Annotated in this window: 26 protein-coding genes and 1 tRNA gene; 19 read left to right on the top strand and 8 right to left on the bottom strand. The window is 70.2% G+C overall.

All coding sequences use genetic code 11. The features are described 5' to 3' along the window. Positions 1-86 precede the first annotated feature (86 nt). Genes hisI through KY469_03915 form a run of 8 tightly spaced genes read left to right on the top strand, consistent with a single transcriptional unit; the run spans position 87 to position 7431 of the window. The gene (gene hisI / locus KY469_03880) at positions 87-437 is read left to right on the top strand and encodes a phosphoribosyl-AMP cyclohydrolase (GenBank protein ID MBW3662218.1); all 351 of its coding nucleotides are present in this window, start codon (positions 87-89) and stop codon (positions 435-437) included. Beyond that, positions 434-1921 carry an anthranilate synthase component I gene (gene trpE / locus KY469_03885; protein ID MBW3662219.1) on the top strand — a complete coding sequence of 496 codons (1488 nt, stop codon included), beginning with the start codon at positions 434-436 and terminating at the stop codon, positions 1919-1921. The genes hisI and trpE overlap by 4 nt, the downstream gene beginning before the upstream one ends. Positions 1922-1926: 5 nt before the next feature. Then, a complete protein-coding gene (locus KY469_03890) occupies positions 1927-2868 on the top strand; it encodes a M28 family peptidase (protein ID MBW3662220.1) in 942 nt (313 codons plus the stop codon). Positions 2869-2882: 14 nt separating this feature from the next. Continuing rightward, entirely contained in the window at positions 2883-3596 is a 714-nt protein-coding gene (locus tag KY469_03895; GenBank protein MBW3662221.1) for a hypothetical protein, read from the top strand. Between the two features lie 44 nt (positions 3597-3640). Next, on the top strand, positions 3641-4438 hold the full coding sequence (locus KY469_03900) for an indole-3-glycerol phosphate synthase TrpC (GenBank protein ID MBW3662222.1): 798 nt from the start codon (positions 3641-3643) through the stop codon (positions 4436-4438). Then, positions 4341-5684 (top strand): tryptophan synthase subunit beta, encoded by a 1344-nt coding sequence (gene trpB, locus KY469_03905; GenBank protein ID MBW3662223.1) that lies wholly within the window; start codon positions 4341-4343, stop codon positions 5682-5684. The genes KY469_03900 and trpB overlap by 98 nt, the downstream gene beginning before the upstream one ends. Continuing rightward, positions 5684-6496 (top strand): tryptophan synthase subunit alpha, encoded by an 813-nt coding sequence (gene trpA, locus KY469_03910; GenBank protein MBW3662224.1) that lies wholly within the window; start codon positions 5684-5686, stop codon positions 6494-6496. The genes trpB and trpA overlap by 1 nt, the downstream gene beginning before the upstream one ends. Then, complete coding sequence (locus KY469_03915; protein ID MBW3662225.1) at positions 6493-7431, top strand: LD-carboxypeptidase; 939 nt, start codon at positions 6493-6495, stop codon at positions 7429-7431. The genes trpA and KY469_03915 overlap by 4 nt, the downstream gene beginning before the upstream one ends. Before the next feature lie 3 nt (positions 7432-7434). Here the strand turns inward: KY469_03915 and KY469_03920 are convergent, their stop codons facing one another. After that, a complete protein-coding gene (locus KY469_03920) occupies positions 7435-8541 on the bottom strand; it encodes a polysaccharide deacetylase family protein (GenBank protein MBW3662226.1) in 1107 nt (368 codons plus the stop codon). Beyond that, positions 8531-10111: a hypothetical protein gene (locus tag KY469_03925; protein MBW3662227.1), complete on the bottom strand. Its 1581-nt coding sequence runs from the start codon at positions 10109-10111 to the stop codon at positions 8531-8533. Before KY469_03925 ends, KY469_03920 begins: the two co-directional genes overlap by 11 nt. A gap of 145 nt (positions 10112-10256) precedes the next feature. On the opposite strand from KY469_03925, the gene KY469_03930 reads away from it, so the two are divergent. Together KY469_03930 and KY469_03935 are read left to right on the top strand one after the other, a co-directional pair. Next, entirely contained in the window at positions 10257-11015 is a 759-nt protein-coding gene (locus KY469_03930; GenBank protein MBW3662228.1) for a Sir2 family NAD-dependent protein deacetylase, read from the top strand. Next, positions 11012-12157: a hypothetical protein gene (locus KY469_03935; protein ID MBW3662229.1), complete on the top strand. Its 1146-nt coding sequence runs from the start codon at positions 11012-11014 to the stop codon at positions 12155-12157. Before KY469_03930 ends, KY469_03935 begins: the two co-directional genes overlap by 4 nt. Before the next feature lie 24 nt (positions 12158-12181). Here KY469_03935 and KY469_03940 read toward each other — a convergent pair whose 3' ends face one another. Next, positions 12182-12619 carry a universal stress protein gene (locus KY469_03940; GenBank protein MBW3662230.1) on the bottom strand — a complete coding sequence of 146 codons (438 nt, stop codon included), beginning with the start codon at positions 12617-12619 and terminating at the stop codon, positions 12182-12184. A 115-nt stretch (positions 12620-12734) separates the two neighbouring features. On the opposite strand from KY469_03940, the gene KY469_03945 reads away from it, so the two are divergent. The 8 genes from KY469_03945 to KY469_03980 all read left to right on the top strand — a co-directional run bounded on the left by KY469_03945 (position 12735) and on the right by KY469_03980 (position 18670). Beyond that, a complete protein-coding gene (locus tag KY469_03945) occupies positions 12735-13820 on the top strand; it encodes a PaaI family thioesterase (GenBank protein MBW3662231.1) in 1086 nt (361 codons plus the stop codon). Positions 13821-13907: 87 nt separating this feature from the next. After that, on the top strand, positions 13908-14750 hold the full coding sequence (locus KY469_03950; GenBank protein MBW3662232.1) for an HNH endonuclease: 843 nt from the start codon (positions 13908-13910) through the stop codon (positions 14748-14750). A 14-nt stretch (positions 14751-14764) separates the two neighbouring features. Further along, positions 14765-14851, top strand: a tRNA-Leu gene (locus KY469_03955). 118 nt (positions 14852-14969) lie between these two features. Beyond that, positions 14970-15320 (top strand): hypothetical protein, encoded by a 351-nt coding sequence (locus tag KY469_03960; GenBank protein MBW3662233.1) that lies wholly within the window; start codon positions 14970-14972, stop codon positions 15318-15320. A 41-nt stretch (positions 15321-15361) separates the two neighbouring features. Beyond that, positions 15362-15943, top strand: coding sequence for a response regulator (locus tag KY469_03965; GenBank protein MBW3662234.1), 582 nt, complete (start codon positions 15362-15364; stop codon positions 15941-15943). Positions 15944-16155: 212 nt separating this feature from the next. Then, positions 16156-17022: a transporter substrate-binding domain-containing protein gene (locus KY469_03970; GenBank protein ID MBW3662235.1), complete on the top strand. Its 867-nt coding sequence runs from the start codon at positions 16156-16158 to the stop codon at positions 17020-17022. Next, positions 16949-17893, top strand: coding sequence for an amino acid ABC transporter permease (locus KY469_03975; GenBank protein MBW3662236.1), 945 nt, complete (start codon positions 16949-16951; stop codon positions 17891-17893). The genes KY469_03970 and KY469_03975 overlap by 74 nt, the downstream gene beginning before the upstream one ends. Before the next feature lie 9 nt (positions 17894-17902). Next, positions 17903-18670 (top strand): amino acid ABC transporter ATP-binding protein, encoded by a 768-nt coding sequence (locus KY469_03980; protein ID MBW3662237.1) that lies wholly within the window; start codon positions 17903-17905, stop codon positions 18668-18670. Positions 18671-18714: 44 nt separating this feature from the next. On the opposite strand, the gene KY469_03985 is transcribed toward KY469_03980, so the two are convergent. From KY469_03985 to KY469_04005, 5 genes are all read right to left on the bottom strand, one after another. After that, a complete protein-coding gene (locus tag KY469_03985; protein ID MBW3662238.1) occupies positions 18715-19533 on the bottom strand; it encodes a beta-lactamase family protein in 819 nt (272 codons plus the stop codon). Positions 19534-19698: 165 nt separating this feature from the next. Further along, positions 19699-20145: an SRPBCC family protein gene (locus KY469_03990; protein ID MBW3662239.1), complete on the bottom strand. Its 447-nt coding sequence runs from the start codon at positions 20143-20145 to the stop codon at positions 19699-19701. A 143-nt stretch (positions 20146-20288) separates the two neighbouring features. Then, positions 20289-22970, bottom strand: coding sequence for a PQQ-binding-like beta-propeller repeat protein (locus tag KY469_03995; protein ID MBW3662240.1), 2682 nt, complete (start codon positions 22968-22970; stop codon positions 20289-20291). Between the two features lie 25 nt (positions 22971-22995). Then, positions 22996-24309, bottom strand: a complete 1314-nt coding sequence (locus tag KY469_04000; GenBank protein MBW3662241.1) for a hypothetical protein — start codon at positions 24307-24309, stop codon at positions 22996-22998. 168 nt (positions 24310-24477) lie between these two features. Beyond that, positions 24478-25314 (bottom strand): tetratricopeptide repeat protein, encoded by an 837-nt coding sequence (locus KY469_04005; GenBank protein MBW3662242.1) that lies wholly within the window; start codon positions 25312-25314, stop codon positions 24478-24480. A 164-nt stretch (positions 25315-25478) separates the two neighbouring features. On the opposite strand from KY469_04005, the gene KY469_04010 reads away from it, so the two are divergent. Then, on the top strand, positions 25479-26978 hold the full coding sequence (locus KY469_04010; protein MBW3662243.1) for a hypothetical protein: 1500 nt from the start codon (positions 25479-25481) through the stop codon (positions 26976-26978). Positions 26979-26996 lie beyond the last annotated feature (18 nt).

The raw sequence follows: 26996 nt of genomic DNA on the forward strand, positions 1-26996 counted from the left end.
GGGAAGAGGTCGCTGTCCACGCTGCAGACGGTAGCCGTGGTGGGGCCGGCGCTACGCTCGCCCCCCGCTCCCACCAGGAACCACGTATGGGACTCACCGAGGCGCAGTTCGCTGAGCTGAAGTTCGACGACCAGGGGCTGATCCCCGCGGTCGTGCAGCACCACCGGACCGGCGAGATCCTCATGGTCGCGTACATGAACGCCGAGTCCCTCGGCAGGACGCTGGACGTCGGCGAGACCGTGTTCTGGTCGCGGTCGCGCCAGGAGCTGTGGCACAAGGGCGCGACGTCGGGCAACACCCAGCCGGTCACGCGGATCCTCTACGACTGTGACGGCGACTGCCTCGTCGTCCAGGTCGACGTCCCCGACGACAACGTCGCCTGTCACACCGGGGAGCGGACGTGCTTCTTCCGCGACCTCGGCGAGGTCGCCGGGTGACGAGCGGGCCCGACCGCGACGACTTCCTCCGGCTCGCGGGCGACCACGGCGTCGTGCCCGTGTGGCGTGAGATCCTCGGGGATCTCGAGACCCCGCTGTCGGTGTACGCCAAGCTCGCAGGCGACGGACCCACCTTCCTGCTGGAGTCCGCCGAGCACGGCGATCGTTGGGGTCGTTACTCGTTCGTCGGCACCGATCCGTTCCTCGTGCTCCGCGGCAGTCGTGGCATCGCCAGCTGGGAGGGCGACCCCCCGCCCGCCGCGCGCGATGTCGAACAGCCGCTCGCGGCTCTCGCCGCAGCGACCCAGGCGTTGCACGCGCCGAAGCTCGATCAGCTGCCCCCCCTGCACGGTGGTGCCGTGGGGTACATCGGCTACGACGCGGTGCGCGAGATCGAGCGCATCCCCGACACGGGCGTCGACGATCTCGCCATCCCCGACCTCCTGATGATGTTCCCACGTCACGTGGTCGCCCTGGACCACCTCCGTCAGGTCCTGACCGTGGTCACCAACGTCGTCATCGGGGAGGATCCCGGGTCCCAGTACGACGCGGCCGTGGCCGCGACCGACGCGATGATCGAGCGCCTCGCCGGCATGGCGGCGCCCGGACGACCCGTCCAGCCACCCGTCGCAGAGCCCGTCGACGATGCACGCTCCAACATGGCACCGCACGAGTACGAGGCCATGGTCGAGCGGGTCAAGGAGTACATCCGCGCCGGTGACACGTTCCAGACCGTCGTCAGTCAGCGGTTCGCCGTCGAGACCTCCGCGGACCCCTTCGACATCTACCGCATCCTGCGCGTCGTCAACCCCTCGCCGTACCTGTTCCTCTTCGACCTCGGGGGCTGGCACGTCATCGGTTCCTCACCTGAGGCGCTCGTGCAGGTGCACGACCGTCACGTCGAGACGTGGCCGATCGCCGGCACGCGCCCGCGTGGGGAGACGCCGGAGGAGGATCGGGCCTACGAGCGCGAGCTGATCTCCAGCGCGAAGGAGCGTGCCGAGCACGTCATGCTCGTGGACCTGGGACGCAACGACCTCGGTCGCGTGTGCGAGACCGGCACGGTGCGTGTGGACGAGATGATGACCGTCGAGCGCTACAGCCACGTGATGCACCTCGTCAGTTCCGTGGTCGGTGAGTTACGTCAGGACCTGGGACCCGTGGACGTCCTGCGATCGGTCTTCCCCGCGGGGACGGTGTCCGGCGCCCCGAAGGTCCGGGCCATGCAGATCATCGACGAGCTCGAGCCCACCCGCCGCGGCGTCTACTCGGGTGCGGTCGGGTACGTCGACCTGTCCGGCAACCTCGACACCTGCATCGCCATCCGCACCGTCGTCGTCAAGGACGGCGTCGCCTATGTCCAGGCCGGCGCGGGCATCGTGGCCGACAGCAAGCCCTCGGACGAGGAGCAGGAGTCTCGGGACAAGGCACGAGCGCTGTTAGCTGCGGTCCGAGGGGCCGAACGGCTCGCGTCGTCGGCCTGACCGAGGTGGCCACCCGTGTCCTCCTCGCCACCGTGGCGGTGGCGGTCGCGTGCTCCAGTGGGCCCGTCACCCCGACGGGCTCGCCGACTACGGCGGCGTCGCCGGTCGCGCCGACCGTCGATGTCACGACGACGATGGGGCCCGGTCCGGCCCTTTCCACGAACACGGGTGCCCCGTCGCCGGCCCCGGCGTTCGGGGAGTTCGATACGCGGCTGGCCGTGGGGTTCGCCGAGCGGTTGGTCGCCGCGACCGGTCCGCGTCCCGCAGGATCGGCCGGGGACATCGCCGCGCGTGAGCTGCTGGCGTTGACGTGGGCGACCACAGGCTGGCACGTGGTGGCCGAGCCGTTCCCACTCCCGCAGGGCGGCGAGAGCGCCAACCTCGTCGCGTGGCGGGGGGACGATCCGCGCGGGGGTCCGCACATCGTCGTCGGCGGCCACATCGACACGGTTGCGGGCTCACCGGGCGCCAACGACAACGCCTCCGGGATCGGTGTCCTGGTGGCCCTGGCGGACGAGCTGCGCGACGAGGACGTCGGCCCTCTGGTGCTCGTCGCGTTCGGGGCGGAGGAGAAACAGCCGTCGACGCCCCGTGAGCACCACATCGGTTCGAAGGCCTACGCGGCCGGGTACGCCGACCGTGTCACCGCGATGCTCTCGGTGGACATGATCGGCCACGGCAGCCCCACCTGCCTGTGCTGGTACCGCGATGGACCCGCGACCCTGGCCCAGGAGCTGGCTGGGCTCGCCGACGACGGCTTCCACGTCGAGGCCCGTGGGGACATCAGCGATCACGTCCCGTTCGCCGAACGGGGTGTGCCGGCCGTACTGCTGTGGACGGGCCGGTCGCCGGGCTACCACGGTCCCGGCGATACGGTGGAGCTGCTCCGACCGGGGGACATCGAGCGCACCGGCGAGCTCGTCCTGCGGTGGCTCCGGATGCGCTGAGAGGAGGTGCGCACTTGAGTGACACGGTGTCGATCGGTCCGCGCTTCAACGGACCGCCGGGTTCCGCCAACGGCGGTTACGCCTGCGGGGTGGCGGCTGCGTTCATCGACGGGACCGCTCGCGTCACGCTGCGGCGACCACCACCGCTCGCCACCGAGTTGGAGGTCCACCACACGAACGGCTGCGTCGAGCTCCGCGAGGGTGATCAACTCGTCATCGAGGCCGAACCCGCGACGCTCGAGGTCGCGGGTCCCCCCGTCGCCGTCGACCTCGAGACCGCCGACGACGCGACCCGTCGTTACCCGGGGTTCGACCGCCACCCCTTCCCCACGTGCTTCACGTGCGGACCGCGACGGCCTGACGATGACGGGCTGCGGATCTACCCGGGCCGTGTCGAGGGCACCGACCTGTACGCCTCTCCGTTCGTCCCCGACGCGTCGGTGGCCAATGCCGCCGGCCAGGTCTCGCCGGAGGTCGTCTGGGCCGCGCTCGACTGTCCATCCTCCTTCCCGTTCACCGGGCTCGGTGTCGTGGCCGTGCTCGGTCGGCTCGCGGCGCGGCTCGATCGCCCACTGGTGGTGGGAGAGCGTTACGTGGCGATCGGGTGGCCGTTGGGGCGGGAGGGTCGCAAGCTGCACTCGGCGTCGACCATCACCGACGGGTCCGGTGCGCCCCTCGCGATCGCCGAGGCCACGTGGGTGATCCTGCGTGATCAGCCCGCGCCTTGAGTTGATCGGGGCGGCCACTCGGTCACCCCGTAGGATGCGGTCCCTTGACGACCTACCTCGACGGACTGCTCGACGGCGCTCGTGCCCGCGTTGCCGCGGCTCGCGCCGCGCTCCCACTCGACGAGTTGCGGGAGCGTGCCAGCGCCGTGAGTCCACCGCCGTCGCTCCTGGAGGCGCTGGGTCGGACCGGCGTGCAGGTCATCGCGGAACTCAAGCGGGCGTCGCCATCACGTGGCGATCTGGCCCCCAGTGTCGACGCGGCGGGTCAGGCGCGTGCATACCTCGCCGGTGGCGCGGCTGCGGTGTCCGTCCTCACCGAGCCCGACCGGTTCAAGGGATCGCTCGACGACCTTCACGACGTGGCCACGCTCGGTGCTCCGACGCTCCGCAAGGACTTCCTCGTGGATCCCTACCAGGTGTGGGAGGCGAAGCGGGCCGGCGCATCGGCGGTGCTCCTCATCGTGGCGGCACTCGACGACGACCTGCTGGAGGTGCTGCTCCGCGAAGCCCGTGACGCCGGTCTGGATGCGCTCGTCGAGGTCCACGACGCGCCGGAGGGCGCACGAGCCGTTGCTGCTGGCGCGGCCATCATCGGTGTCAACGCCCGCGACCTGCGCACGTTCGAACTCGATGACGACGCGTTCGCGCGCATCCGACCGCAGCTGCCGGACAGCGTCGTGACCGTGGCCGAGTCCGGGATCAGTGGACCGGACGACGTCGCGCGTGCCGGGCGCGTGGGAGCGGATGCGGTGCTCGTGGGCGAGGCGGTGGTCACGGCCGACGATCCGACCACGGCGGTGGCCGCGCTCGTGGCCGCCGGCCAACGGACGACGACAGGATGATCAGGTGAGCGAGCTACCGGCCGAGGAGTCCGGGCGACCGGGCTACTTCGGGCGCTTCGGTGGACAGTTCGTACCCGAGGCGCTGTCGGGAGCGCTCGCGGAGCTCGAGAGCGCTTGGGACCAGGCACGTGACGACGACGCTTTCACGACCGAGCTCGACCGGCTCCGCCGCGAGTACGGCGGCCGTCCCACACCGCTGTACCTCGCCGAGCGGCTGTCGGAGGCGGTCGGCTTCACCGTCTACCTCAAGCGCGAGGACCTGGCCCACACCGGCAGCCACAAGCTGAACAACGTCGTCGGCCAGGCGCTGCTCACCACGCGCATGGGCAAGCCACGCGTGATCGCCGAGACCGGTGCCGGACAGCACGGCGTGGCGACCGCCACGGCGGCGGCGCTGTTCGGGTTGGAGTGTGTCGTCTACATGGGGGCCGAGGACTGTCGACGGCAGCGCCTCAACGTGGTCCGCATGCAGCTGCTCGGCGCCGAGGTGGTACCGGTCGAGGCGGGGACGCGAACGCTCAAGGACGCGATCAACGAGGCGATGCGCGACTGGGTCACGAACGTCGCATCGACCCACTACCTCATCGGGTCGGTGGTCGGTCCCCACCCGTTCCCGCTCATCGTCCGTGAGCTTCAGCGCATCATCAGCACCGAGGCGCTCACCCAGTTCGATCAGCGCGAGGGCGGCTTACCCGATGCGGTGATCGCGTGCGTCGGGGGCGGCTCGAACGCGATGGGCAGCTTCGCCGACTTCATCGGACACGACGCCGTCCGCCTGATCGGTGTCGAGGCGGCCGGCGACGGGATTGGGTCAGGTCGCTCCGCCGCGACCTTGACCGAGGGTCGCGAGGCTGTGCTCCACGGTACCCGGTCCGTCGCGCTGGTCGACGCGGACGGCCAGGTCCTACCCGCCCACTCGGTCTCCGCCGGCCTGGACTACCCCGGCGTCGGACCCGAGCACGCGTGGCTGGCCGACACCGGACGTGCCACGTACGTCGCGGCGACGGATGCGGACGCGCTCGACGGCTTCCGGCGTCTGTGCGAACTGGAAGGCATCATCCCCGCCCTCGAACCGGCACACGCCGTGGGGTGGCTGCTGCGACACGGGCGGGACCACTTCACCGCCGACGCCAGGGTGATCCTTACCGTCTCGGGCCGTGGCGACAAGGACGTCGACGAGGTGGTCCGTGTCCTGCGCGAGCTCGGTCGGGGCGAGGGACTCGGGGTCGCCACGGAGGACGACTGATGGCGGGGCGCGAGGACGTCGAGCACGCGTTCCGACGGACCGTTGGTCAGGGTCGCGCGACGTTGGTGATCTACCTGCCGGCTGGGTACCCGGACATGGACACATCTCGCGCATGCCTCGAAGCAGCAGCCCACGCCGGGGCCGACGTGCTGGAGGTGGGGATCCCGTTCAGCGACCCGATGATGGACGGACCGACGATCCAGGCCGCGACCCAAGCAGCGCTCGAGCGTGGCTACACGGTGGACGCCGACCTCGAGATGTGCGCCGCGCTCACCGAGGCGGTCCCCACGCCGGTGCTGGCCATGACGTACTACACGATCCCGGATGCGCGCGGACTCGACCGCTTCGCCGATGACCTCGCGTCGGTGGGGATCGACGGCGCGATCCTGCCCGACCTGCCAGCTCAGGAAGCGCAGCCATGGCTCGATGCGGCAGCTCGGCACGATCTCGCAACCGTCTTCCTGGCGAGCAGTGTCTCCGCGGAGAGCCGGCTCACTTCGATCGCGGCGATCAGCACAGGTTTCGTCTACGCCACGGGGCTGTTGGGTGTCACCGGCGTGAAGGACGTCGACCACGGCGACGCGGCCTCGTTGGTGAAGCGTCTGCGGGCCCTCACGAACGCGCCTGTGGCGGTCGGCGTGGGGGTCAAGACCGGCGAGCAGGCTGCCACCGTCGCTGGCTACGCCGATGGGGTCATCGTCGGGTCGGCGGTCGTTACCGCGGCCGGGGACGGCGACCCTGCCGGGGCGCCGGAGCGCGTGGCCGCGCTGGTCCGCGAACTCCGTGCCGGCATCGAGCGCGCAGCCTCGTGATCTCGGCACCGGTCCGCGCCCCGGCCCTCGCCGCCGGAGACCGTGTGGCGGTGGTCGCCCCGTCGGGGCCGATCCTCGATGAAGGTGCGGTGCGCGCCGGGCTCGACGTCCTCGCGTCGTGGGACCTCGATGCGGTCCTGATGCCGCACCTCCACGCGCAGGTCGGGCACCTCGCGGGGACGGACGGGGAGCGTGCCGCCGATCTGAACGCCGCCATCCGGGACCCCTCGATCCGAGCCATCTGGGCCGTTCGCGGCGGGTACGGCGCGGGGCGGATCGTCGACCTCGTGCGGTGGCAGTCGCTGCGTGAGGACCCCAAGCTGCTGTTGGGCTTCAGCGATGTCACCGCCTTGCTCGTCGCGGCGTGGGAGCGGACCGGGTTGATCACGATCCACGCCCCGTCGGTGAGCGGCCTCGCCGGTGTCGTGGGCACCGCAGGGGAGGCGCACCTGCGACGCCTGGTGTCGGCCACGGAGGCACCGGGCGAGGTGGTGTGGGCGTCAACACCACCGACGAGCCTCCACGACGGGCGGGGTGCAGGCAGGTTGGTGGGTGGCAACCTGGCCATGCTGTGCTCGTTGCTCGGAACGGTGGACGAGCCCGACACCCGCGGGACGATCGTCTTCCTCGAGGAGGTGGGGGAGCCCCCGTACCGCATCGACCGGATGCTGATCCAGCTCCTGCGTGCCGGCCTCCTCGACGAGGTCGAGGGCCTCGTCATCGGCCGCCACGTGCGGTGCGATCCAGCCCCCGGACGTGCGTCGTTGAGCGCCGACGAGGTCGTGGCCGACGTCCTCGGTGGACTGGGCATCCCCACGATCGTGGACGCCCCGATCGGTCATCACGCGGGACAGTTCGCGCTGCCGCTGGGTGTCCGCGCCACCCTCGACGCGGACACGGCCTCGCTCACGCTCCACGAACCGGCGGTCAGCTGACGTTCAGCCGTAGGTGCGGACGAGGAACCCGTCACGCGGAGCGGCGACGTCGGACCAGTCCGACGGGTAGGTGACCACGGTCGCGTCTCCGTCGGAGACGAAGCGACGTCCCGGCTCCTCGTCGAGCCAGGCGACCCACTTGTCGAACTCCTCGACGAACGCCTGGACGCGCTGCACCGACCGACGGTCGTACTCGACGTGGTGGGGTGACCTGGTGGGCATGAAGCCGACCTCGAGCGCGATGTCGTGCTCGTAGGCGAACCCGTCGTGCTCGCCGCGCAGCGCGAGATCCGGGTTCTGCGGCCAGATGCCCTGGGTGAGGGTCATGACCCGGACGTGGTAGTCGTCGCCGACGACCGCTGCCAGCTCCGCCTCCGCCCGGGCGAGGTTGGCGACGACATCGGCATCGCTCAGCTCGCTGAGGTCGTCGTGGGTGTAGGTGTGGTTCGCGAGGTCGAAGCCGTTGGCGACCAGGTAGCGCAGCTTGCGCTCGATCAGGTCCCGGTCGGTCTCCCGGAACGGGTAGGGCCAGTAGAACGAGAACACCGCCCGGGCACGCCACGTCGGATCCTCGGCCTCCATCGCCTGCAGGATCCCCACGACCGAGTCGGGGTCGGGGGTCGAGCCGTCCGGGCCGAAGTACAGGTGCTCCTTGTAGGAGTCGTCGAAGGTCAGCAGGACCGGAGTCGTGCCGGCCGGGATGGGGAAGGTGCCCTCGATGAACTCCGAGGCGGACACGGGGCGGTAGCCGCGCTCGTACAGGACACGGAGCTGCGCCCGGAACGTGGCGATCGAGTTCTCCCAGCGGCCGTCCACGTCCTGGATCTTGTGCCACTGCACGACCAGCACGCGGCCGAGCTCGTTGACGCCGAGCTGCGCCGCTCGCTCGTCGGTGAGGTCCGGCCCGGTTCCCTCCGTGGGCTGACTCGAGCGATCCGGCGTCGGTGAGGCCGTCGGGGCCAGCGCCGGCGACGGTGCCCGCGTGGCCGTCGGTGTTGGGGAGGCGACCGCGGCGGCCTCCGACGCGACCGGGGCCGCAGGCTCGGCGCCGCCGCCGCAGCCGGTGGCCAGCGCCCCGGTGGCCGCCAGCAGCGCGAGGCTACGCCGCACCGGTGCCACCCTCGGTCGGCTGCTCCGTCGGCTGCTCGGTCGGCGACCGCTCCGGCTCCGTCGCCGGCGGGTCCTCGGGCGGGGCGGTCGGGTAGGGGACACCGGGGAACGTGCCCGCGGAGTTGCCTTCGCCGATCAGCGACGGCGCGACATCGAGCCCCTCGACGTAGCCAGGCCAGCGACGCCGGTCGGCGCCGGGCGCCACCGCGGGATCACGGGTACGGGGAGGTGGCACGAACCCGGGGTCCGCGCGCGACTCCTCGGTGGGCTCGAGCGCCTCCTCCGAGAAGCGGTTGGAGGCGTTCCACAGCATCCACCCCTCGATGCCGTTGTCGTAGACGGCGCGCTTCTGGTCGAGGACGCGCTGGGGGGAGTGGCCGCGCCCCATCCACACCGGGGCGAAGTCCTCGATCCAGGGCCGGATCTTGGCGCGCAGCCCCTGGCTGCGCATCTGGGCCTCCTGCATCGCGTTCCACACCGTCTCGTAGGGGTGGTCCACGGGGTGGGGTTGCAGGCCGTAGTTCCCTGGGCCGTAGTGGCTGGGGTAGACCATGGGGGAGACGTAGTCGAGGTGCTCGGCGAGACGCTCGAAGACCTGACCCGTGCCGTCGCCGTCCCACGACCAGTTGTAGGTGGTGAGGCCGAAGATGTCGGCGGACACGCGCACGCCGGCTGCGTGCAGCTGCTGTCGTGCCGAGGCGAGGAAACGCGTGATGGCATCGGGGTGGCGCCACACCTCACGGGGAGCATCCGCTGGACGGCCCGGGAAGTCGAAGAACTCGCTGGGTCCGTCACCGCCGTTGGGGAATCGCACGTAGTCGTACTGGACCTCGAGGAAGCCCATCTTCGCGGCCTCGATACCCACGTCGATGCAGTACTGCCACGCCTCGTCGTTGTAGGGGTTGAGCCAGTACTGGCCGTCACGGCCCTGCCACGGGCCGCCGGTGCGCGTGTCGACGACGGCGAGGTCGGGGCGCGCCTGCGCGACGTAGCTGTCCTTGAAGCACACGACGCGCGCGATCGGGTAGCCGCCTGCCCTGCGTAGCTCCATGATCCGGTCGCGGGGGCTGGCATCGGGGTGCCACGAGGCGCCGCCACCTTCGACGGCGAGGGGGACGACGGGCATGTGCCAGGCGAGCTGGCCCTTGTCGTCCTTCACGTCGATGACGATGGCGTTCAACTCCGTATCGCGGATGAGCCCCATCAGGTGCTCCCAGCGCTCCCCCCACAGGCTGTGCATGGTGGAGTACATCCCGCGGACGATGGGCCATTCCGGAGGCAGTGGGTCGGGGTTCTGGGTGACGCGCGTCGCGAGCGCGTGATCCGACCGGGCGACCACGGCGAGGTCGGCTGGGCTCGGCGAAGCGGACGGCGCTGGACCGGCCGGTGCCGTTGGCGACGCCGGGGCGGTGGTTGCCGCAGCGACCGGTTCACGCTCGGCGTCCGTCCGGCCGAAGGCCACGACGAAGGCGGTCGCGAGCGCCAGCAGCGTGATGAGCACGCTCCAGCGCAGCCACGGGCGGGCGGGTCGGTTGGGCCCGTCTCCGGGCACGTCGGCACCTGTGGTCAAGGGCGGGTTCCCCCGTCGTCACGCGGTCGTGCCCCCCGCGGACGGCGAACCGTAGCAGCGGCTCAGCGCAACACACGCAAGCGCCGCACCGCTACCTTCAACCCCGCGCGGAGGAGGGAGCGTGGTGGACGCTGGCGGTGCGACGATGGCCCGTGAGCTCATCGAGGCGGCCGAGCGTGTCACGGTCCTCACCGGCGCGGGCATCTCGACCGAGTCGGGGATACCCGACTACCGCGGCCCCCAGGGCGTGTGGACCAGGAACCCCGAGCGCGAGAAGCTGTCGACGATCGACAACTACGTCGCCGATGCCGAGATCCGCAAGGAGGTGTGGCGGTTCCGGCTCGCGCACGAGGCGTGGGAGGCAGAGCCCAACGACGGACACCGCGCGCTCGTCGACCTCGAGACGGCGGGCAAGCTGCACCTGCTCGTCACCCAGAACGTCGATGGCCTGCACCACCTCGCCGGGACCTCTCCCGACCGCATCGTCGAGGTCCATGGCACCATCCGCGAGGCGCTGTGCCTGTCGTGCGGTGACCGGATGCCGATGGAGGCGGCACTGGACCGGGTCCGGGGCGGCGAGGACGACCCGCACTGTCGTGACTGTGGCGGACTGCTGAAGTCCGCCACCATCTCCTTCGGTCAAGCCCTGATCGAGGAGGATCTGCGTCGTGCGCGGGCGGGCGCCGAGGCGTGCGACCTCTTCCTCGCCATCGGCACGTCGCTGCAGGTCTTCCCCGTCGCCTACCTGCCCGGCATAGCGCTCGACGCGGGCGCGGACCTCATCGTCATCAACGCCGAGCCGACGCCCTACGACGACGCTGCGGCGGTCGTGCTCCGAGGCCGCATCGGCGAGGTTCTGCCCGGGCTCGTCGCGGACCTCGCGGGCGAGCGGAGACACGCGTGATCCCTCGCTGTGCCCGGTCGGCGCTGTGGTTCGGCGCGCTGCTGGTGGCGATGTGGGTCCTGGCGGCCTCGGCGTCGGCCCAGGCCGAAGGACCACTCGTGTCGGCACATCGGGGCGGGGCCGCTTACGCCCCCGAGAACACGATGGTGGCCTTCGAGAACGCGAGCCGGCTCGGAGCCGACGTCCTCGAACTCGACGTCGTGCTCAGCGGCGACGGTGAACTCGTGGTCATCCACGACAGCACCCTCGACCGGACCACCGACTGCACCGGCGAGGTCGCGGCCAGGACGGTCGAACAGCTCGGGGAGTGCGACGCGGCGCACTGGTTCACACCCGGCGTCGCGACCACGGTGAACGACACGACGGCCGAACATCCCCTACGCGGTAGCGGCATAGGCATCCCCACCCTCGCCGACGTGCTCGCGTGGGCGGCGACACTCGACCCGGTCCCGCAGCTGTTCATCGAGTCGAAGAACCTGCCGACCGAGGCCGGTTTCGACCCGACCGGGACCGCGATCCCCTCGGTGCTGGTGCCGCAGATCCAGGGCTCGGGCCTGGCGGATCAGGTCGCGATCCTGGCCTTCTGGCCGGCGGACCTCGAGACGGTCAAGATGCTCGATCCCAGCATCCGCACCCACTTCCTCACGACCCACGAGTTCGGCCAGACCGCCTTCCAGAATCTGGCCTACGTGACCGCGCGCGGACACGACATGTCCGGCCCCAACCACCAGAGCCCCGACCTGAACGAGGCCTACGTCGAGGCCACGCACGCAGCCGGCGTCCCGACCGTGCCGTGGACCGTTGATGCGGCGGAGCGGATGGACGAGGTCATCGTGCTCGGCGTCGACGGCATCACGACCAACTACCCCGCGTGTCTCCTCGACCGGCTGGGTCGTCCACGCCCCGCGGATGTCCGACCTCCCGAACTGGTCGCAGCTGGGTACGGGGCGGTGCCGGTCTGCGGCGGCGACGCGACTGGTGACGCCGACCCGCCGACCGACGACGACCCACAACCGCGGCCCGACCAGGACACGCTGCCCGGCCCAGAGGCGCCGCTCCCGGTGTCGGGCGGAGGTGGGTCCGCGTTCGCGCTGACCGCGGGCCTCGGCGTGGTCGTGCTCTCTCGCCGGCTGCGCGGGTGACGGCGATCGGACAGCATCGGCCGGTCAGGTGTCGAGGACCTCGGCGGCCGTGACCTCGGGCTCCGCCTCGATGTGCGTCAGCGGCAGGTCGTAGCGACGCTGGACCCGGTGGGGCAGGTCCATGTTGAGCCACCGTGACACCCCCGCAGGCAACGTCGACAGGACGATGGCGTCGTAGTCGCCGGCGCGTAGCGCGTCGTCGATGGCGTCGCCCGGACGGTGGTCGCCGATCTCGCCGGTCACCTCCGCATCGAGGCCACCGAAGCGCTCGAGCGCGCGCTCGAGCCGGACCTCCGCGAGGGTGATGCCCTCGCCCTCGATGCGGAAGTCGTGGTCGGCCGGTTCGGTGGCGGGGACGAGGAAGTGGAACGACGCGTCGCCGGGGGCCGCGAGTTCGGTGAGGTGCTCGCGCAGGCGCTCTCCGCCGAGGGTCTGGTTCGCGACGACGAGGTAGCGGGTCACGGGCTCCCCTCCGTGCCGATTCCACTCCCACCGTAACGCGGAACGGGACCGCTGTCGCGTGGCGGCGTCACCGTCGTCGTCACTACGGTTCGGGGCCGAGAGCGTGGGGGAGCCGATGGAGCACGGTGGGATCTGGACCGAGCCGTTCCAGGGGACGTACGGGGCGATGGCATCGCTGCGACTGCCGGGCAGGGCACGCATCCTGTCCGGCGGCTCACGGCCGCCCATCCACTACCTCACCGGACTGCGCCCCACCGAGACCGGTCTGGGAACGAGCACCTTCGTCATGCCCGCGACCGGTTGGTTGCAGCTCGGAGTCGGGACCTACAGCGGCGGGGCGATGGCGTGGGTCGCCGACGCCCCGCTCACGTCGGCCATCGTCACCGGACTTGCCCCGGGCTGGATCGCGACCACCTCCGAGATGTCGATGAACTTCCTGCGCGCGCCCCGCGTCTCCAGCGGCTCGTTCACGGGGCGCGCACGCACCATCCACGCCAACCGCCGCGTGGGACTCTCCGCTATCGAGGTCACCGACGCGGTGGGACGGATCGTGGCCCACGGCACCACCCGCGCCGTCATCGCCAAGGTTCCCGGTGTCATCGACGGCGACCTCGAGGAGTCGGCGCTGGAAGGGAAGACGGGGCCGGGCACCGGGCCGCCGCCGTTCGAGCAGGAGGCCGTAGGGTTCGTCGCCCCGCCGGAGTACTGGGGCGCGTTCACCGGACGCGAGAGCCTCCAGGAGGGGATAACGAACGACGAGGTGCTGCCTCCGGTGCACCACCTCACGGGTCTACGGCCGGTCGAGGCGTCCGACGCCCACACGCTCTGGACGCTGCCGAACACCGAGTGGCTGTGCAGTCCCGCGCCCTACCTCTACGGCGGGGCGATCGCGTGGTTCGCCGACCACGCCCTCATCGGGGCCTACACCGTGACGATGGAACGCGGCCACGTCGCCACGCCGCTCGACCTCAAGGTGCAGTTCCTGCGCCCCGTCTTCCCCAACACCGGGGACCTGCTGGCCCGGAGCGAGGTCGTGCACCGAGGCCGCAGCATCGTGGTCGCGCGCAGCGAGGTGACCGACCACGAGGGCCGCACCGTCGCGCTGGCGACCGGGTCCGCGATGGTCGTGCGGGGCGGGGTCCGGCGCCTCCTCGAGGACGATCCCGAGTCCCTCGCCGCCGACAGCGACCGCGGGGCGTAGCTGTCACAGCTAGCTGCTGTACTGGTCGGGTCCGAAGGGCGGGGGCGCCCGACGCCGGTGGGCAACCGGCACCGGAGCTGCTCAGCCATGCCCCGACCCCGATCCTGGACCGACGACCAACTCCGCGACGCCGTCGCCACCAGCACCACCTACCGCGAAGTCGTACTGCGACTCGGGCTCGCTCCCAGCGGCTACGCGTTCAGCGCCGTTCGTGGCCGTGCCGCGCAACTGGAGCTCGACGATAGCCATCTCGCGGTAACTGCATCCTGGACCGATGCCGACCTGCGCGAGGCGGTCACGCGAGCCAAGTCGTTGAACCAGGTCTTCGCGAACCTGGGCTTGCAGGTCGGCGGTAGTCAGTGGCTCACCATCCGGGAACGCATCAACGAACTCCGACTCGACACCAGCCACTTCGAAGTCGGCGTTCTCGCTCCACGCCCGCGGCGTGGTCGCCGCAGATCCTGGACCGACGATGACCTTCGTCGGGCCGTGGACGGAGCACGCTCGATCGCCGAGATACAGCGACGGCTGGGGCTGACACCTGGGGGGAGCTCGCACGAGACGATCAAGAGGCGGATGAGCGAACTTGGCTTGGAGACGAGCGCACTGAAGGGCCAGGGCTGGTCGCGTGGGGTACGCACCGGCACGGATCGTGGCCGCCCTTTGGACGAGATCCTCATCGAGAACTCCGACTACAGGAGCACACGGACTCTCAAGCGGCGGCTACTCCGAGTCGGATTGCTCGAACCTCACTGCGAGCTCTGCGGCGGTGACGAGTGGCAGGGACGACCCATGCCGCTGCGGCTCGATCACATCAACGGCGACCGTCGTGATCACCGACTCGAGAATCTGCGGTTGCTCTGCGCGAACTGCGATGCGCAGACGGATACCTACTGTGGGCGCAACATCGGTCGCTACAGCGAGGGGTAGCCTTGCGACGGCATGCCCCCGTACCCGAACTGGCAGCAGGGGATCGGCTCAAAACCGATCGGCGAAAGCCCATGTGGGTTCGAGTCCCACCGGGGGTACCAACTCGACGTACCGCCCCGCCGGTGTTTGGCCCGGTTCCGGGGCCAGCAGTAGGCTCGGCTGCCCGATGGCTCCGCGCTGGAGGGCGGAGGCGTCCCGCCCGACCGGCCCCTAGCATGCGTGAACCCCACCCGGGGACGGTCCACGACAGGTGACGCCACGGCCGACACGCGCGAAGCCAGACGCATCGAGGAACGCCTCGCTCGCGTCCAGGACGAGCTGAGACGCACGCGCAGTAACGTGCGCGTGCTGACCGAGCAGGTCGCCCACCTCGCCGAGGTGGCGGACGAGGCCGAGACGCGCGCGGTGGTCGCCGAGACGCCGCTGGCCGACCGCGAGTACCGGGTGGCGGCGGTGGACCGCGACAACCACGCGAAGCTGCTGGCCGAGGCTCGGGACGAGGTGGTGCGTCTCGAACGGACGCGCGACGAACTGCTGGATCGACTGCTCGACCTGGAGGGCTCGCGGTGAGCGACACGACGGGCACGGCCCCCGACGGCCGCCCCACGCGTGTGCTGATCGCCGAGGACGAAGCGCTGATCCGCCTCGATCTCAAGGAGATGCTCCAGGAGGAGGGCTTCGACGTCGTCGCGGAGGTCGCGGACGGTGCGTCGGCAGTGCGCCTGACGCGCGAGCTCAAGCCGGACCTGGTCATCCTCGACGTGAAGATGCCGGTGATGGACGGCATCCAGGCGGCCGAGGAGATCGCCAAGGAGCGGCTCGCCGCGATCCTGATACTCACCGCGTTCAGCCAGCGCGACCTCGTCGAGAAGGCGCGCCGGGCGGGTGCGATGGCCTACCTCGTCAAGCCGTTCCAGAAGCACGACCTGCTCCCCGCGGTCGAGATCGCGGCAGGGCGCTTCCGCGAGATGTCGGGGCTCGAGGCCACGGTCGACGACCTCCAGGGTCGGCTCGAGGCGCGCAAGCTGGTCGAACGCGCCAAGGGCGTGCTCATGGAGCACGAGGCGCTGTCGGAGTCGGAGGCGTTCCGGTTCATCCAGAAGCAGGCGATGCAGCGGCGCCTGACCATGCGGCAGGTCGCCGAGCAGATCCTCGACAAGTTCGAGGCCGAGAGCGCGGTCGACGACGCCTGATCCGCGGGGCCTCCTACCGGCGTAGTAGACCTCGGGGCGCGCTGCTCCTAGGCTGCCGCACGGGAGATACGCCGCGGCCATGCGACCGGCGGCGCCACCACACCCACACCTCGGATGACTCGAGACAGGTGCTCAAGCAGGCCGAAGGCCGGTAGCACGATGAGGACTGCTCAAGTAGCAAAGGCGATAGCACCATCACAGAGGGAGACACCATGCGTTCATCCAAGTTCCTGAAGGCGGCGGCGTTCACGGCTGTGCTCGCGATCGGCCTCACGGCCTGCGGCGGGGACGACGACGACACGACCACCGGCGACGCGACCGCCGAGCCCACGGGCGACGCGACCGCGGCGCCGACCGACGACGATGTCGACACCGGCGAGCTCAACCTCGTCGCCGACGGCACGCTGACCGTCTGCACCGACGCCCCGTACCCCCCGATGGAGATCGAGGACCCCGAGAGCCCGACCGGCTTCAGCGGCTTCGACATCGAACTGATGGGTGCGATCGCGGACAACCTCGGCCTCGAGTTCGCCGTGATCAACTCGGGCTTCGACCCGATCACGACCGGCTCGGCGTTCGCGGCCGGACAGTGCGACATCGCGGCCGCCTCGATCACGATCACCGAGGAGCGCGAGGAGAACATCGACTTCACCGAGCCGTACTTCACGGCGGACCAGTCGCTGCTCGTGAAGGCGGACTCGGGCATCACGAGCTTGGCTGACCTCGCGGGCCAGACCATCGGCGTGCAGTCGGGGACGACTGGCGAGGCCTACGCCAACGAGAACGCCCCCGAGGGGGCGACCGTGCAGTCCTTCGATGACCCGGGCGGGCTGTTCCCGGCGCTCGAGGCCGACACGATCCAGGGCGTCCTGCAGGACATCGTGGTCAACCAGGGTCGTGCGCTCGAGGACGACACCGTGGTCGTGGTGGAGACCTTCCCGACCGACGAGCAGTACGGGTTCGCCGTGGCCGAGGAGGGCAGCGACGCGCTGCTCGAGGCTGTCAATGGCGCGCTCGAGACAGTGCAGAACGACGGCACCTACGACGCGCTCTTCGACGAGTGGTTCCCGACCGCCTGATCCCCGGGAACACCGTGGCGATGAGGGGGACCCGACTAGGGTCCCCCTTGTTGCGTCCCGGAGGATCGAGGAGGGCGACGTGACGCCCCGCCAGCGGGCGCAGCTGATCCGCATCGTCTTCTACGTCGTGCTGATCGCCGGTACGGCAGCGGTCGTCTTCCTGGGGTGGCGCAACTGGGCCACTATCCAGCGAGGGTTCTTCCAGCCCGACATCGCCAGGGCCATGTTCCCCGAGGTCATCACGATCGCGGCGAAGAACACGATCATCTACACGGCTCTCGCGTTCTCGTTCGGTCTCGTCGTAGGTCTCGTGCTCGCGCTCATGAAGCTGTCTACCATCGCCCCGTACCGGTGGATCGCCAACGTCTACATCGAACTGTTCCGCGGCTTGCCAGCGCTGGTCACGATCATCCTGGTCGGGTTCGGGCTACCCATCGCCCTCGGGATCAGGATCCCCGGCGGTGTGCCGGGGAAGGCCAGCATCGGGCTGGGAGTCGTGGCGGCGGCGTACATGGCCGAGACGATCAGGGCGGGCATCCAGGCCGTCCCGCGCGGTCAGATGGAGGCGGCCCGGTCACTCGGTATGTCGTACGGCCGCGCGATGGTGTCGATCGTGATCCCGCAGGCCTTCCGCATCATCATCCCACCGCTCACGAACGAGCTCGTCCTGCTCATCAAGGACTCGTCGCTCGTGTTCGTGCTCGGGACCACCCCGGTGACCAAGGAGCTCACGAAGTTCGGTCGTGACCTGATGTCGCAGCACTTCAACGGGACGCCGCTCACGGTCATCGCTCTGGCCTACCTCGCGATCACGGTGCCGCTGACACAGATCGTGGCCGGTCTCGAGCGGCGCCAAGCCCGCGCCCGCTAGGAGCGAACGATGAGCGCTGACCCCTTCCCGGAGGTCCACTCCGGACCGGCCATCGATGTGGTCGAGCTCCACAAGAGCTTCGGGGATCTCGAGGTACTCAAGGGGATCGACTTCCAGGTGGCTCTGGGCGAGGTCGTGTGCGTGATCGGTCCGTCCGGATCCGGCAAGTCCACGTTGCTGCGTTGCGTCAACCGTCTCGAGGAGCCCACATCGGGGCGCATCCTCATCGAGGGGATCGACATCACCGATCCGGACCTGAACATCGACGCGGTACGGCGCAAGATCGGGATGGTGTTCCAACAGTTCAACCTCTTCCCACATCTCACGGTGCTGCGCAATCTGACGATCGCCCAGACGAAGGTGCTCAAGCGTGACAAGGCCGAGGCTGTCGACGTCGCTCAGGCGATGCTCGAGCGTGTCGGTCTGGTGGAGAAGATCGATGCCTACCCGAACCACCTGTCCGGGGGACAGCAGCAGCGCGTCGCGATCGCTCGTGCGCTGTGCATGAACCCCGACATGATGCTGTTCGACGAGGTGACGTCGGCGCTCGACCCCGAGCTCGTCTTCGAGGTGCTCGAGGTCATGCGGACCTTGGCGTCCGAGGGCATGACCATGATGGTGGTCACTCACGAGATGGGCTTCGCGAAGAAGGCTGCCGATCGCGTCGTGTTCATGGACGACGGCGTGGTGGTGGAGGATGGTCCTCCTGCCCAGGTCATCGGAGAACCCCATGAGCCCCGCACGCGCGAGTTCCTCTCGATGGTGCTGAACCGCTGACACCGAACGTTGAGCCGCTGAACCCGTCGGACCGGTTCAGCGGCTCAAGCTTCGGCGTAGGCCTCCAGGATGGCGTCGCTGAGCACGGGCCAGCGCTCGGCCGCCGGCCAGTCGTCGAAGCTCATGCTCGCCAGCTCGACGCAGGCCAACTCGGCCTCCGGATCGACCCACAGGAACGAGCCGCTGCCGCCGAAGTGGCCGAAGGTGCGAGGCGAGTTGCGGCTGCCGGTCCAGTGGGGCTGCTTGCGGTCGCGGATCTCGAAGCCGAGCCCCCACGCGTTGTCCTCGTGACGACCGAAGCTGGGTAGGACACCGCTGAGACGGCCGAACTGCGGAGTCGTCGCGGCGGTGAACAGCTCGTCGGGGAGCAGCGTCGGGGCGAGCAGCTCCGCGGCGAACGTGACCAGGTCGTCGAGTGGCCCGATGAGGCCGTGAGCGGGGGAGCGGTCGCCGAGTTCGGTTGCCTCCATGCCCAAGGGGCGCAGGACACGCTCCCGGAGCAGTGCCGCCGGCTCCAGCCCGGTTCGTGCCGAGACGTGCCGGGCCAGCACCTCGTACCCCTCGTTGGAGTAGACCCGCCGGTCGCCCGGCGTGGTCGTCATCGTGCTGCCGAGCCCGGGGAGTCCGGAGGCGTGGGCGAGCAGGTGGCGCAGCGTGGACCCTTCCGGCCCGGCGGGCTCGTCGAGCCGCAGCGTGGCGTCGTCGACCAGCGTGAGGACGGCGTACGCGTAGACCGGCTTGGTCAGCGACGCCCACCGGTACGGCTCGTCCGTCGGCCCGCGGCTCGCTCTCACGCCGCTGGGCTCCACGACCGCGACCGCGACCGTGGGCTCCCAGTCATCGACCTGCTCGAGGGGATCCACAGCCCCGCATGCTATTCGGGTCGTGCTACCGGCCTCCGGCCTGCTTGAGCACGGTCGGGTCGTGCTACCGGCCTCCGGCCTGCTTGAGCACGGTCGGGTCGTGCTACCGGCCTCCGGCCTGCTTGAGCACGGTCGGGTCGTTACGGGCCTGGTGCGTGACGGTGCTCAGGCGTCGACACCGGCCTCCAGCAGCTCCTTGAGCTTGGCCAGGTCGGACTGCACGTCCCGGGTGTAGAGCTTGACGACGAGGGGGTCGGTGAGCTTGCCGAAGAACCCTCGGAGTGAGCCGGACTCGTTGCGGAAGGTGACCTTCGTTCCCTCGCCCGCGTCCTCGAGGGTGGTGCGGATCATGAACTCGACCGGTGCCTCGATGCTCTTCGTGGCCCAGATCCTGCCGTCCTCGATCTCGGTGATCTCGGCCGTCCAGTGCATCTTCTTGCCGGCCACGCGGACCGTGCCCTTGTTGATGTTGCCGACCTTCGGCTCTGGGTCGTCGTACTGGAAGTCGATGAGCGACCCCTGCCACAGCACCTGGTTCTCAGGGTTGATCATGAACGCCCACACCTCGTCGCGTGGGCGGTCGATGTGGATGGATTCCTCGATGAGCGGCATAGCGGGTTCCCTTCGGTCATCCGGCTGCCCCACTCTCGCGCTCGATCGCGCCCACCGCAAGGGGAACCGCCGCATCTACGCCGAAAGGACGCCCCGCCCCCGTGTGGACCGGCGCGCCGCCCCGTGTGGACCGGGCCCCCGCCTCAGCGGCGCCGTCGTGCGGTCGCCAACGCCACCAGCAACGCCCCGATGGCCACACCGCCACCGGTCGTTGGAAGGGGGGCACGGTCAGGTGTGGGTGCCGGCGGAGGTGGAGGAGGAGGCGGCGGTGTCGCCGGAGCCGGGGGTTGCCACAGGCCGACGCCGTCCGGGAAGTCGAACCCGGCCCCGAGCGTCTCGGGTGCCAGCGGCTCACCATCTGCGTCGAAGCGGATGCGACGGACGGTCCCGTGGCTCGGTGCCGGCTGAGCGACGAGGATCCCGAGGTCGGCGTAGTACAGCGAGCCGTCGGTACCGAGCGCCAGCCCGAACGGTGTGCCGGTCGTCTGGGCCGGTGGTCCAGGTGCCCGCAGGATCTCGCGCACGAACCCCCCGTCGCGGTCGTACTCGGCGATGACCCCGTTGAAGACCGACGAGACGTAGAAGCTGTCCCGGCCGCTGTCGATGATCGCGCTCGGCGTGAGCACGTGCTCGTCCTGCTGGATGAACGGCTCCTTGGTGATGCGGCCCTCGTCGACCAGCGGCGCGCCGGTGCCGTCCGTGCGACCGCAACCGCCGGCGGCATCCGGGCCCGTCGGCCAGCGGCCGTCGTAGCGGTAGATGCCGCCGGGGTTGCCGGCCTCGTCGGGGCGGTTGGAGGCGACGTACACCGCGTCGTCCTCGTCGACCCAGATGCCTCCAGCGGTGGCGATGCCGACATCGATCTTGCAGTACGCGACCTCGAACGAGTTGAACGGGGGGAACCACACGATGAGCTGGCCGTTGCCTGGGAAGCCGGGGAACTGGTCGCCGACGTCAGAGGTCAACACGCGGCCATCCGACAGGAACCCGCAGCCGTAGTTCTCGGGGTTGCTCTGGGTGTCCTGGAACGTCGGGGCGAGCTTGCCGACGTGCTCGTACGTCAGCGCCCCGATGCGGTCGCCCTCGAGGCGGATGATGCCCCACCCCTGTGTGCCTGCGCCCCCCTGATCGGTGTCCTCGCCGGCGATGATGCGACCGGACCCGTCCGGAAAGGCGCAGATCTGGGCGTTGATGTCCAGCCCCCGGGCTGGATCGTCACCCGACGAGGGGATCACGACCTGGTGGCGGAGCGTGGAGACGTCCCAGGCGTGCAGCCGGTCGCCCTCGCCTCCGAGCAGGATCCCGCTGCCTGCGCCGGCCGTGGCCGCCGTGTGGCCAACAGCTGCGAGTTCGAACGCGTGGACCGCCCCCGTCGCACCTAGTGCTTCGTCGAAGGCGGCGAGGCACAGGTCCGAGAAGATCGGGACGTCCTTCGCGCAGGCGTCCGATGACGACGTCCCCGAGCCGATGTACACGCGGTCGCCGACGATGGCCGGGCTGGACGAGATCGGACCCGCGAGCGGTGCAGTCCACAGCTGCATGCCGCTGGTGCCGTGCCAGGCCTTCAGCTCGTTGTCGAGCGCACCCGCGATCACGATGCCGTTGGTCGTGGCGGTCGCCGCGTACGTCGGTCCGGCCACTCCGCTCCACATCACCTCCCCGGTGCGACCATCGAGTGCGTGGAAGTACGGCGGCCCTCCGATGGCGGTTCCCCCGAAGACGTCTCCGCGGGACGTCGCGGTCGAGCCGATGAAGCCTCCGATGGCGAAGTCCTCGTTGACGTTGCCGGGCTCCGCCACCTGGGTGGACCACAGCTCCTCGCCGGTGTCCGGGTCGAGGGCGTAGTAGACGGCGTTCTTCTTCCCGATCCCGAGGATCTCGCGCCCCGCCCTGTCCCGGAACAGGTTGGGTGTCGCGCCGAAGTCGGTGTCGTCGCGGTTCTCGGGTTCCGGTTGGAACGACCAGATCGGCTCGCCGGTCGGCAGGTCGAGCGCGGTCACCGCCTCGGTATGGGGGGTCCAGGGGTAGTCGTCGTGGGGGCAGTTGCCGGTGGCGAGGTAGACCTGCTCTCGGGCGTCGTCGATCGTCGGAGACGACCACACGCTGGAACACCCCGATGCCTCGTTGTCGAGCTCGGGGTTGAAGAACCACAGCGTCTCCCCGGTCGCCACGTCGAGCGCCCACAGACCACCCCGCACCCCGCCGGTCTGGTCGACGGTGCGGTTGTGGACGTCCATCCCGACGTAGACCACACCCTCGTGCACGACCGGTGACGACTCGATCTCGGTCTGCTCATCCGGCACGTCCGCGCCGAAGTAGCGCACCCACACCTGGGAGCCGTCCTCGGCATCCAGCGCGTACAGGCGCGGTCCCGCCCCGAACACGACCAGCGCCGTCGTCGCGCCATCCACCGTGACGTCCGTGACCGCAGCGGACGACACGATCGGGCCGAACGGCGCACCGGGCGCGGGTTCGGTGGTCACCTGCCACAGCTCAGCGCCCGTGTCGGCGTCGAGCGCGTACATCGTGCCGGTCCAGTCCCCGACGAACACGCGTCCGTGCCCGACGGCTGGCGAGGCGGTGACGGTCTTGGTGGTCTTGAACGCCCAGAGCGGACTGAGGCTCGCCACGTTCTGTGGGGCGATCGCGGAGGGGCAGCGGGTCTCGAACGTGCGCCGGATGTCGTTGCCGTACATGGCCCAGTCAGGGCAGCCGGGCTCGGACGTGGCGGTGGGGTCGGTGACCCGTGGCTCCTGGTCCTGTGCCCCCGCCGGGAACGCGAGGAGGATGCTGAGCGCGATGCTCGCGGCGGCGGTTCGTCTCACGTCCGCGATCTCCTGGGCAGCACGGTCACGTGCTCCGACGCCGCCACGCCAGCGCGAGACCCGCCAGACCGAGCGCCGCCGTGGCACCGCCGCCCGTCGTGGGCAGCGACGCCTCGGGTGCGGGGGCGGGCTCGGGCGCAGACGGGCCTGACGGCGGGGGTGTCGGGGCGGCGACCGGGACCTCGAGGATCCCGATCCCGTCGGGGAACGCCAGGCCGTCGTCGATGACCTCGGGATCACTGGGGTTGCCGTCGGCGTCGACGGTGATGCGGCGGACGTGACCGTTACTGTCGCCGGGTCCTGGCGGCGGCCCGAGCACGATGCCGATGTCGGCGTAGTACAGCGTGCCGTTGCGGTCGATGCCGAGCCCGAAAGGTGTGCCGGTGTCGTAGGGCGGCACGGGGTTGGTCGGCGAGGGAACGAGGATGGGACGGACGAACCCGCCGTCGGCGTCGAACTCGCTGATCTTACCGTCGAACACGCTCGACGCGTAGTAGCCCCCGGCGGGGGAGGGGACCACCGCGCTCGGCGTCTGCAGGAACGGGTGGCCGGCGCGGATGAACACCGAGCGCTCGACGCGACCCTCGTCTACCAGCGGCGAGCCGTTGGGATCCTGTCGCCCGCAGCCGCCCGCCGCGTCGTCCGCGGTCGGCCAGTCGCCCTCGTAGAGGTAGATCCCCCCGGGGTTGCCGACCGGGTCGGCGAAGTCGGGGCGCTGCGCCCCGACGAACACGCGGTCGTCCTCGACCAGGATCTGGCCGGCCGTCGGGATGGTGACGTCGATCTTGCAGTACGGGACGTCGGTGCGATCGAGCGGGGGGAACCAGACGATGAGCTGGCCGTTGGCGCCGGACTGAGGCTGCTGGTCGCCGACGTCGCTGGTGAGCAGGCGTCCATCCGACAGGAACCCGCAGCCGTAGTTCTCGGGATTGTCGGCGGTGTTGTTGTAGGTCGGGTCGAGCTTGCCGATCTGCTCCCAGTTGAACTCGCCGACATGGTCCCCGTCGAGCTCGAAGTAGCCCCAGCCCTGACCACCTTCGACCGTCTGTCCCGACTGCTGGCCGGTGTCCTCTCCGGCGATGAAGAAGTGGGGCGTCTCGGGGTCGTCGTCTCGGTAGCCGGGGTCGAAGCAGATCTGGGCGTTGATGTCGCGACCGCCGTCGGGGTCGTCGGCGGCCGACGGGATGACGGTCTGCTTCTCGAACGTGTCCGCGTCGTACGCGTTGAGGCGGTTGCCCTCACCGTTGAACACCGAGATGTGCACGTCCGGGCCCGCCGAAGCCGGAGCGGCGAAGAGCGCAGCCGCCAGGGCGAGCAGTGCGAAGCCGATCGTGGCCACAGCGGGCCCCTCTCGTCCCGTTGCTGACATGACCGTCAGTCTTCGACGCTAGCCGGTCGCATCCCTGTCGGCTCGACGGGTGGGGGATGGCAGCGGGCGAGACCGCGCTCTCGCCTGCGGGCGCGCCTCGATCGCTCCATCGACGACGCGGATGCGGCGTCGCCAATATCAGAAGAGCGCGTTGGCCAGCTCGCGGCGCCCCGTCTTCACCAGCGGGTCGGTGTCACCGAGGATGGTGAACAGCTGTACCAACTGGTCACGGGCCGCATCCCGCGTCGCTCCACCGAGCCTCACGGCCCTCAGGAGGTGATCGATCGCGGCGCGATACTCGCCGGTCGCTGCCAGAGCGCGGCCGAGCTCGAGCTGCGCCGCGGCGTCCGTCGGATCGGCGCCCGCGGCGGTGCGGAGGACGTCGAGGTCGAGGGAGTCGGCGAATGCCAGCTGGGCCTTGGCGGCGATCGCCTCGGCCGACACCTCGGGGCGATGCGGGGAGACGAGATCGAGCGCGCGCTGCGGGTCGTCATCGAGCACGAGCTCTGCGAGGCCGAGCGCCGCCCCGAGGTGCCTGCCGTCCAGCTCGAGCGCCTCCTCGAACGTTGCTGCGGCGCCGGCGGGATCGTTCGGCAGGCGCGCGGCCGCCTGGGTGGCCAGCCGGTCCGCCGCGGTCGGGGCGATGCGGTCGAGGAACGCCTCGATCTGCTGTGGGGGCAACGCGCCCGTGAACTGGTCGACCAGCTTGCCGTCCTTGAACGCCTTCACCGCGGGGATGCCCCGGATCCCGAACTGCGCAGCGAGCTGCTGGTTGCGGTCGACGTCGACCTTCGCGAGCACGATGTCCCCGTTCCGTGCCGTCACGGCCGCCTCGAGGGCGGGACCCAGGGTGCGGCACGGCCCGCACCACGCGGCCCAGAAGTCCACGACGACGGGGACGTCCTTCGACCGCTCGATGACGGCGGTCTGGAAGTCGGCCGTCTCGACGTCCTGCACGTGCGAGCTCGTGCTCACGGTGGGCTCCTATCGTTGGGTGGCCGTCAGGATGCGGAGGATGGCGCTCGGAGCCCCCGAACGCACAGTCGACCCCGTCCTGACGGTCGCACTCACAGGCAGGAACGCCGCTGGCGAGCGTCGAAGTCCCGATCGAACGATCCCACCCACCAACGGAGCACTCGATGCGTCGGTCCTCGATCGCCGCCCTGACGGCCGGTCTTCTCGTCGCGCTGGCCGCCCCCGCCTCGGCCCACCCCACCGTCCCCCTGGCGCCGACACTGCCCACCGACCTGACCCACGCCAAGACCGACAACCTCGAGTACCACGGACGCTTCCCCGAGCACACGGGGAACGCCGGGGGACGGGTTCTGGGGGACCGTTACTACGTCACCGACCCGCGGGGCGTGTACGTCTACGACGTCTCCACACCGGAGTCGCCCGAGCTGCTGGGGTTCACTCCGCTCTTCCAGCACGCGGCCGGCCTCGGAGCGACCGGGATCGCGCTCGCCCAGGAGGATCCCGACACCAACGGCGAGATCCTGCTCGTCGACGGCAGCCCGCTGCCCAACGGTGACACCGCCCTCCAGGTCGTCGACGTCAGTGATCCCGCTGAGGGCGTGGCGATTATCGGGACCGCCGACGTGACGGACCACACCTGGACCTGCGTCAGCGGCGAGGTCGATGGCGAGGTCAACAGCTGTGCCTACGCCTACGGACGGACCGGCTACATCGTCGACCTCACCGACCCGACGAACCCGACGCTGCTGCCGGGCCGCTGGCGCCAGCACGTCGGCTACGGATCGACCAGCAACGATCCGTACGCGCACGACCTGACCGAGGTCGCGCCCGGACTCGTCATCGCTGCCGGCGCGAGCCTGGTGTTCATGGACACCACAGATCCGGCCGCGCCGGTGCTCCTCAACCGGATCGAGCAGCCGGGCCGCTGGCACACCTTCGGGTACCACGCCGTCGAGTGGGCCAACGAGGGCCGCGACCCGATCCTCGTCGCCGGCACCGAGATCCCCCCGACCGCGGACGAGCGCGCTGGCAGCGAGTGCGACGAGGGACCGACCAAGGCCGCGGTCATCGACACGTGGGACACGACCACGTTCCTCGCCGCCTATGACGCCTGGAAGGCGGGCGAGGAGGGCGCGACGCTCGAGGACGTCCGCGCCGCGGAGTTCGCCTTGCTCGACTCCTTCGACGCCGGTTCGAGCGGGATCTTCCTCGACGGCGAAGCGACCGGCAACGTCCTCTACTGCGCCCACTGGATGGAACTGCACCCCGAGTTCGACGGTGGCGGCAAGATGGTCGTCGGGTACTACAACCGCGGGACCCGCTTCGTCGACATCGCCCCGGACGGGACGATGAGCGAGATCGCGTGGATCGTGGGGGCGGACGGCTTCACCGGATCGGCGCAGTGGGTCAGCGGCGACGTCGTCTACATCCACGACTACACCCGGGGGATGGAGGTCGTGGAGCTCGGCGAGGAGCCCGCCACGGGCGTCCACCACGCACAGGGCGATGCGGTGGCACCTTCGAGCGTGACCCTCCTGGCCGCGGAGGCAGGTGGCGGGGTCCCCGCCGCCAGCACGATCCCTGCCAGCTTGGGGCTTCTGCTCCTCGCCGTCGAGCTGTGGCGCCGTCGCCGGCACGCAGCAGCCGCGGATCTCACCGTCTGACCCGGTGACTACCCTCGG

This window comes from Actinomycetota bacterium (assembly GCA_019347575.1).
Classification (GTDB): Bacteria; Actinomycetota; Nitriliruptoria; order Nitriliruptorales; family Nitriliruptoraceae; genus JAHWKY01.

Excerpts from the sequence above, each read along its gene's own strand:
- hisI (MBW3662218.1), top strand. The coding sequence starts at position 87 with ATGGGACTCACCGAGGCGCAGTTCGCTGAGCTGAAGTTCGACGACCAG.
- trpB (MBW3662223.1), top strand. The coding sequence starts at position 4,341 with ATGCGGTGCTCGTGGGCGAGGCGGTGGTCACGGCCGACGATCCGACCA.
- trpA (MBW3662224.1), top strand. The coding sequence starts at position 5,684 with ATGGCGGGGCGCGAGGACGTCGAGCACGCGTTCCGACGGACCGTTGGT.
- KY469_03930 (MBW3662228.1), top strand. The coding sequence starts at position 10,257 with ATGGCCCGTGAGCTCATCGAGGCGGCCGAGCGTGTCACGGTCCTCACC.
- KY469_03945 (MBW3662231.1), top strand. The coding sequence starts at position 12,735 with ATGGAGCACGGTGGGATCTGGACCGAGCCGTTCCAGGGGACGTACGGG.
- KY469_03950 (MBW3662232.1), top strand. The coding sequence starts at position 13,908 with ATGCCCCGACCCCGATCCTGGACCGACGACCAACTCCGCGACGCCGTC.
- KY469_03970 (MBW3662235.1), top strand. The coding sequence starts at position 16,156 with ATGCGTTCATCCAAGTTCCTGAAGGCGGCGGCGTTCACGGCTGTGCTC.
- KY469_03975 (MBW3662236.1), top strand. The coding sequence starts at position 16,949 with ATGGCGCGCTCGAGACAGTGCAGAACGACGGCACCTACGACGCGCTCT.
- KY469_03980 (MBW3662237.1), top strand. The coding sequence starts at position 17,903 with ATGAGCGCTGACCCCTTCCCGGAGGTCCACTCCGGACCGGCCATCGAT.
- KY469_03990 (MBW3662239.1), bottom strand. The coding sequence starts at position 20,145 with ATGCCGCTCATCGAGGAATCCATCCACATCGACCGCCCACGCGACGAG.
- KY469_04010 (MBW3662243.1), top strand. The coding sequence starts at position 25,479 with ATGCGTCGGTCCTCGATCGCCGCCCTGACGGCCGGTCTTCTCGTCGCG.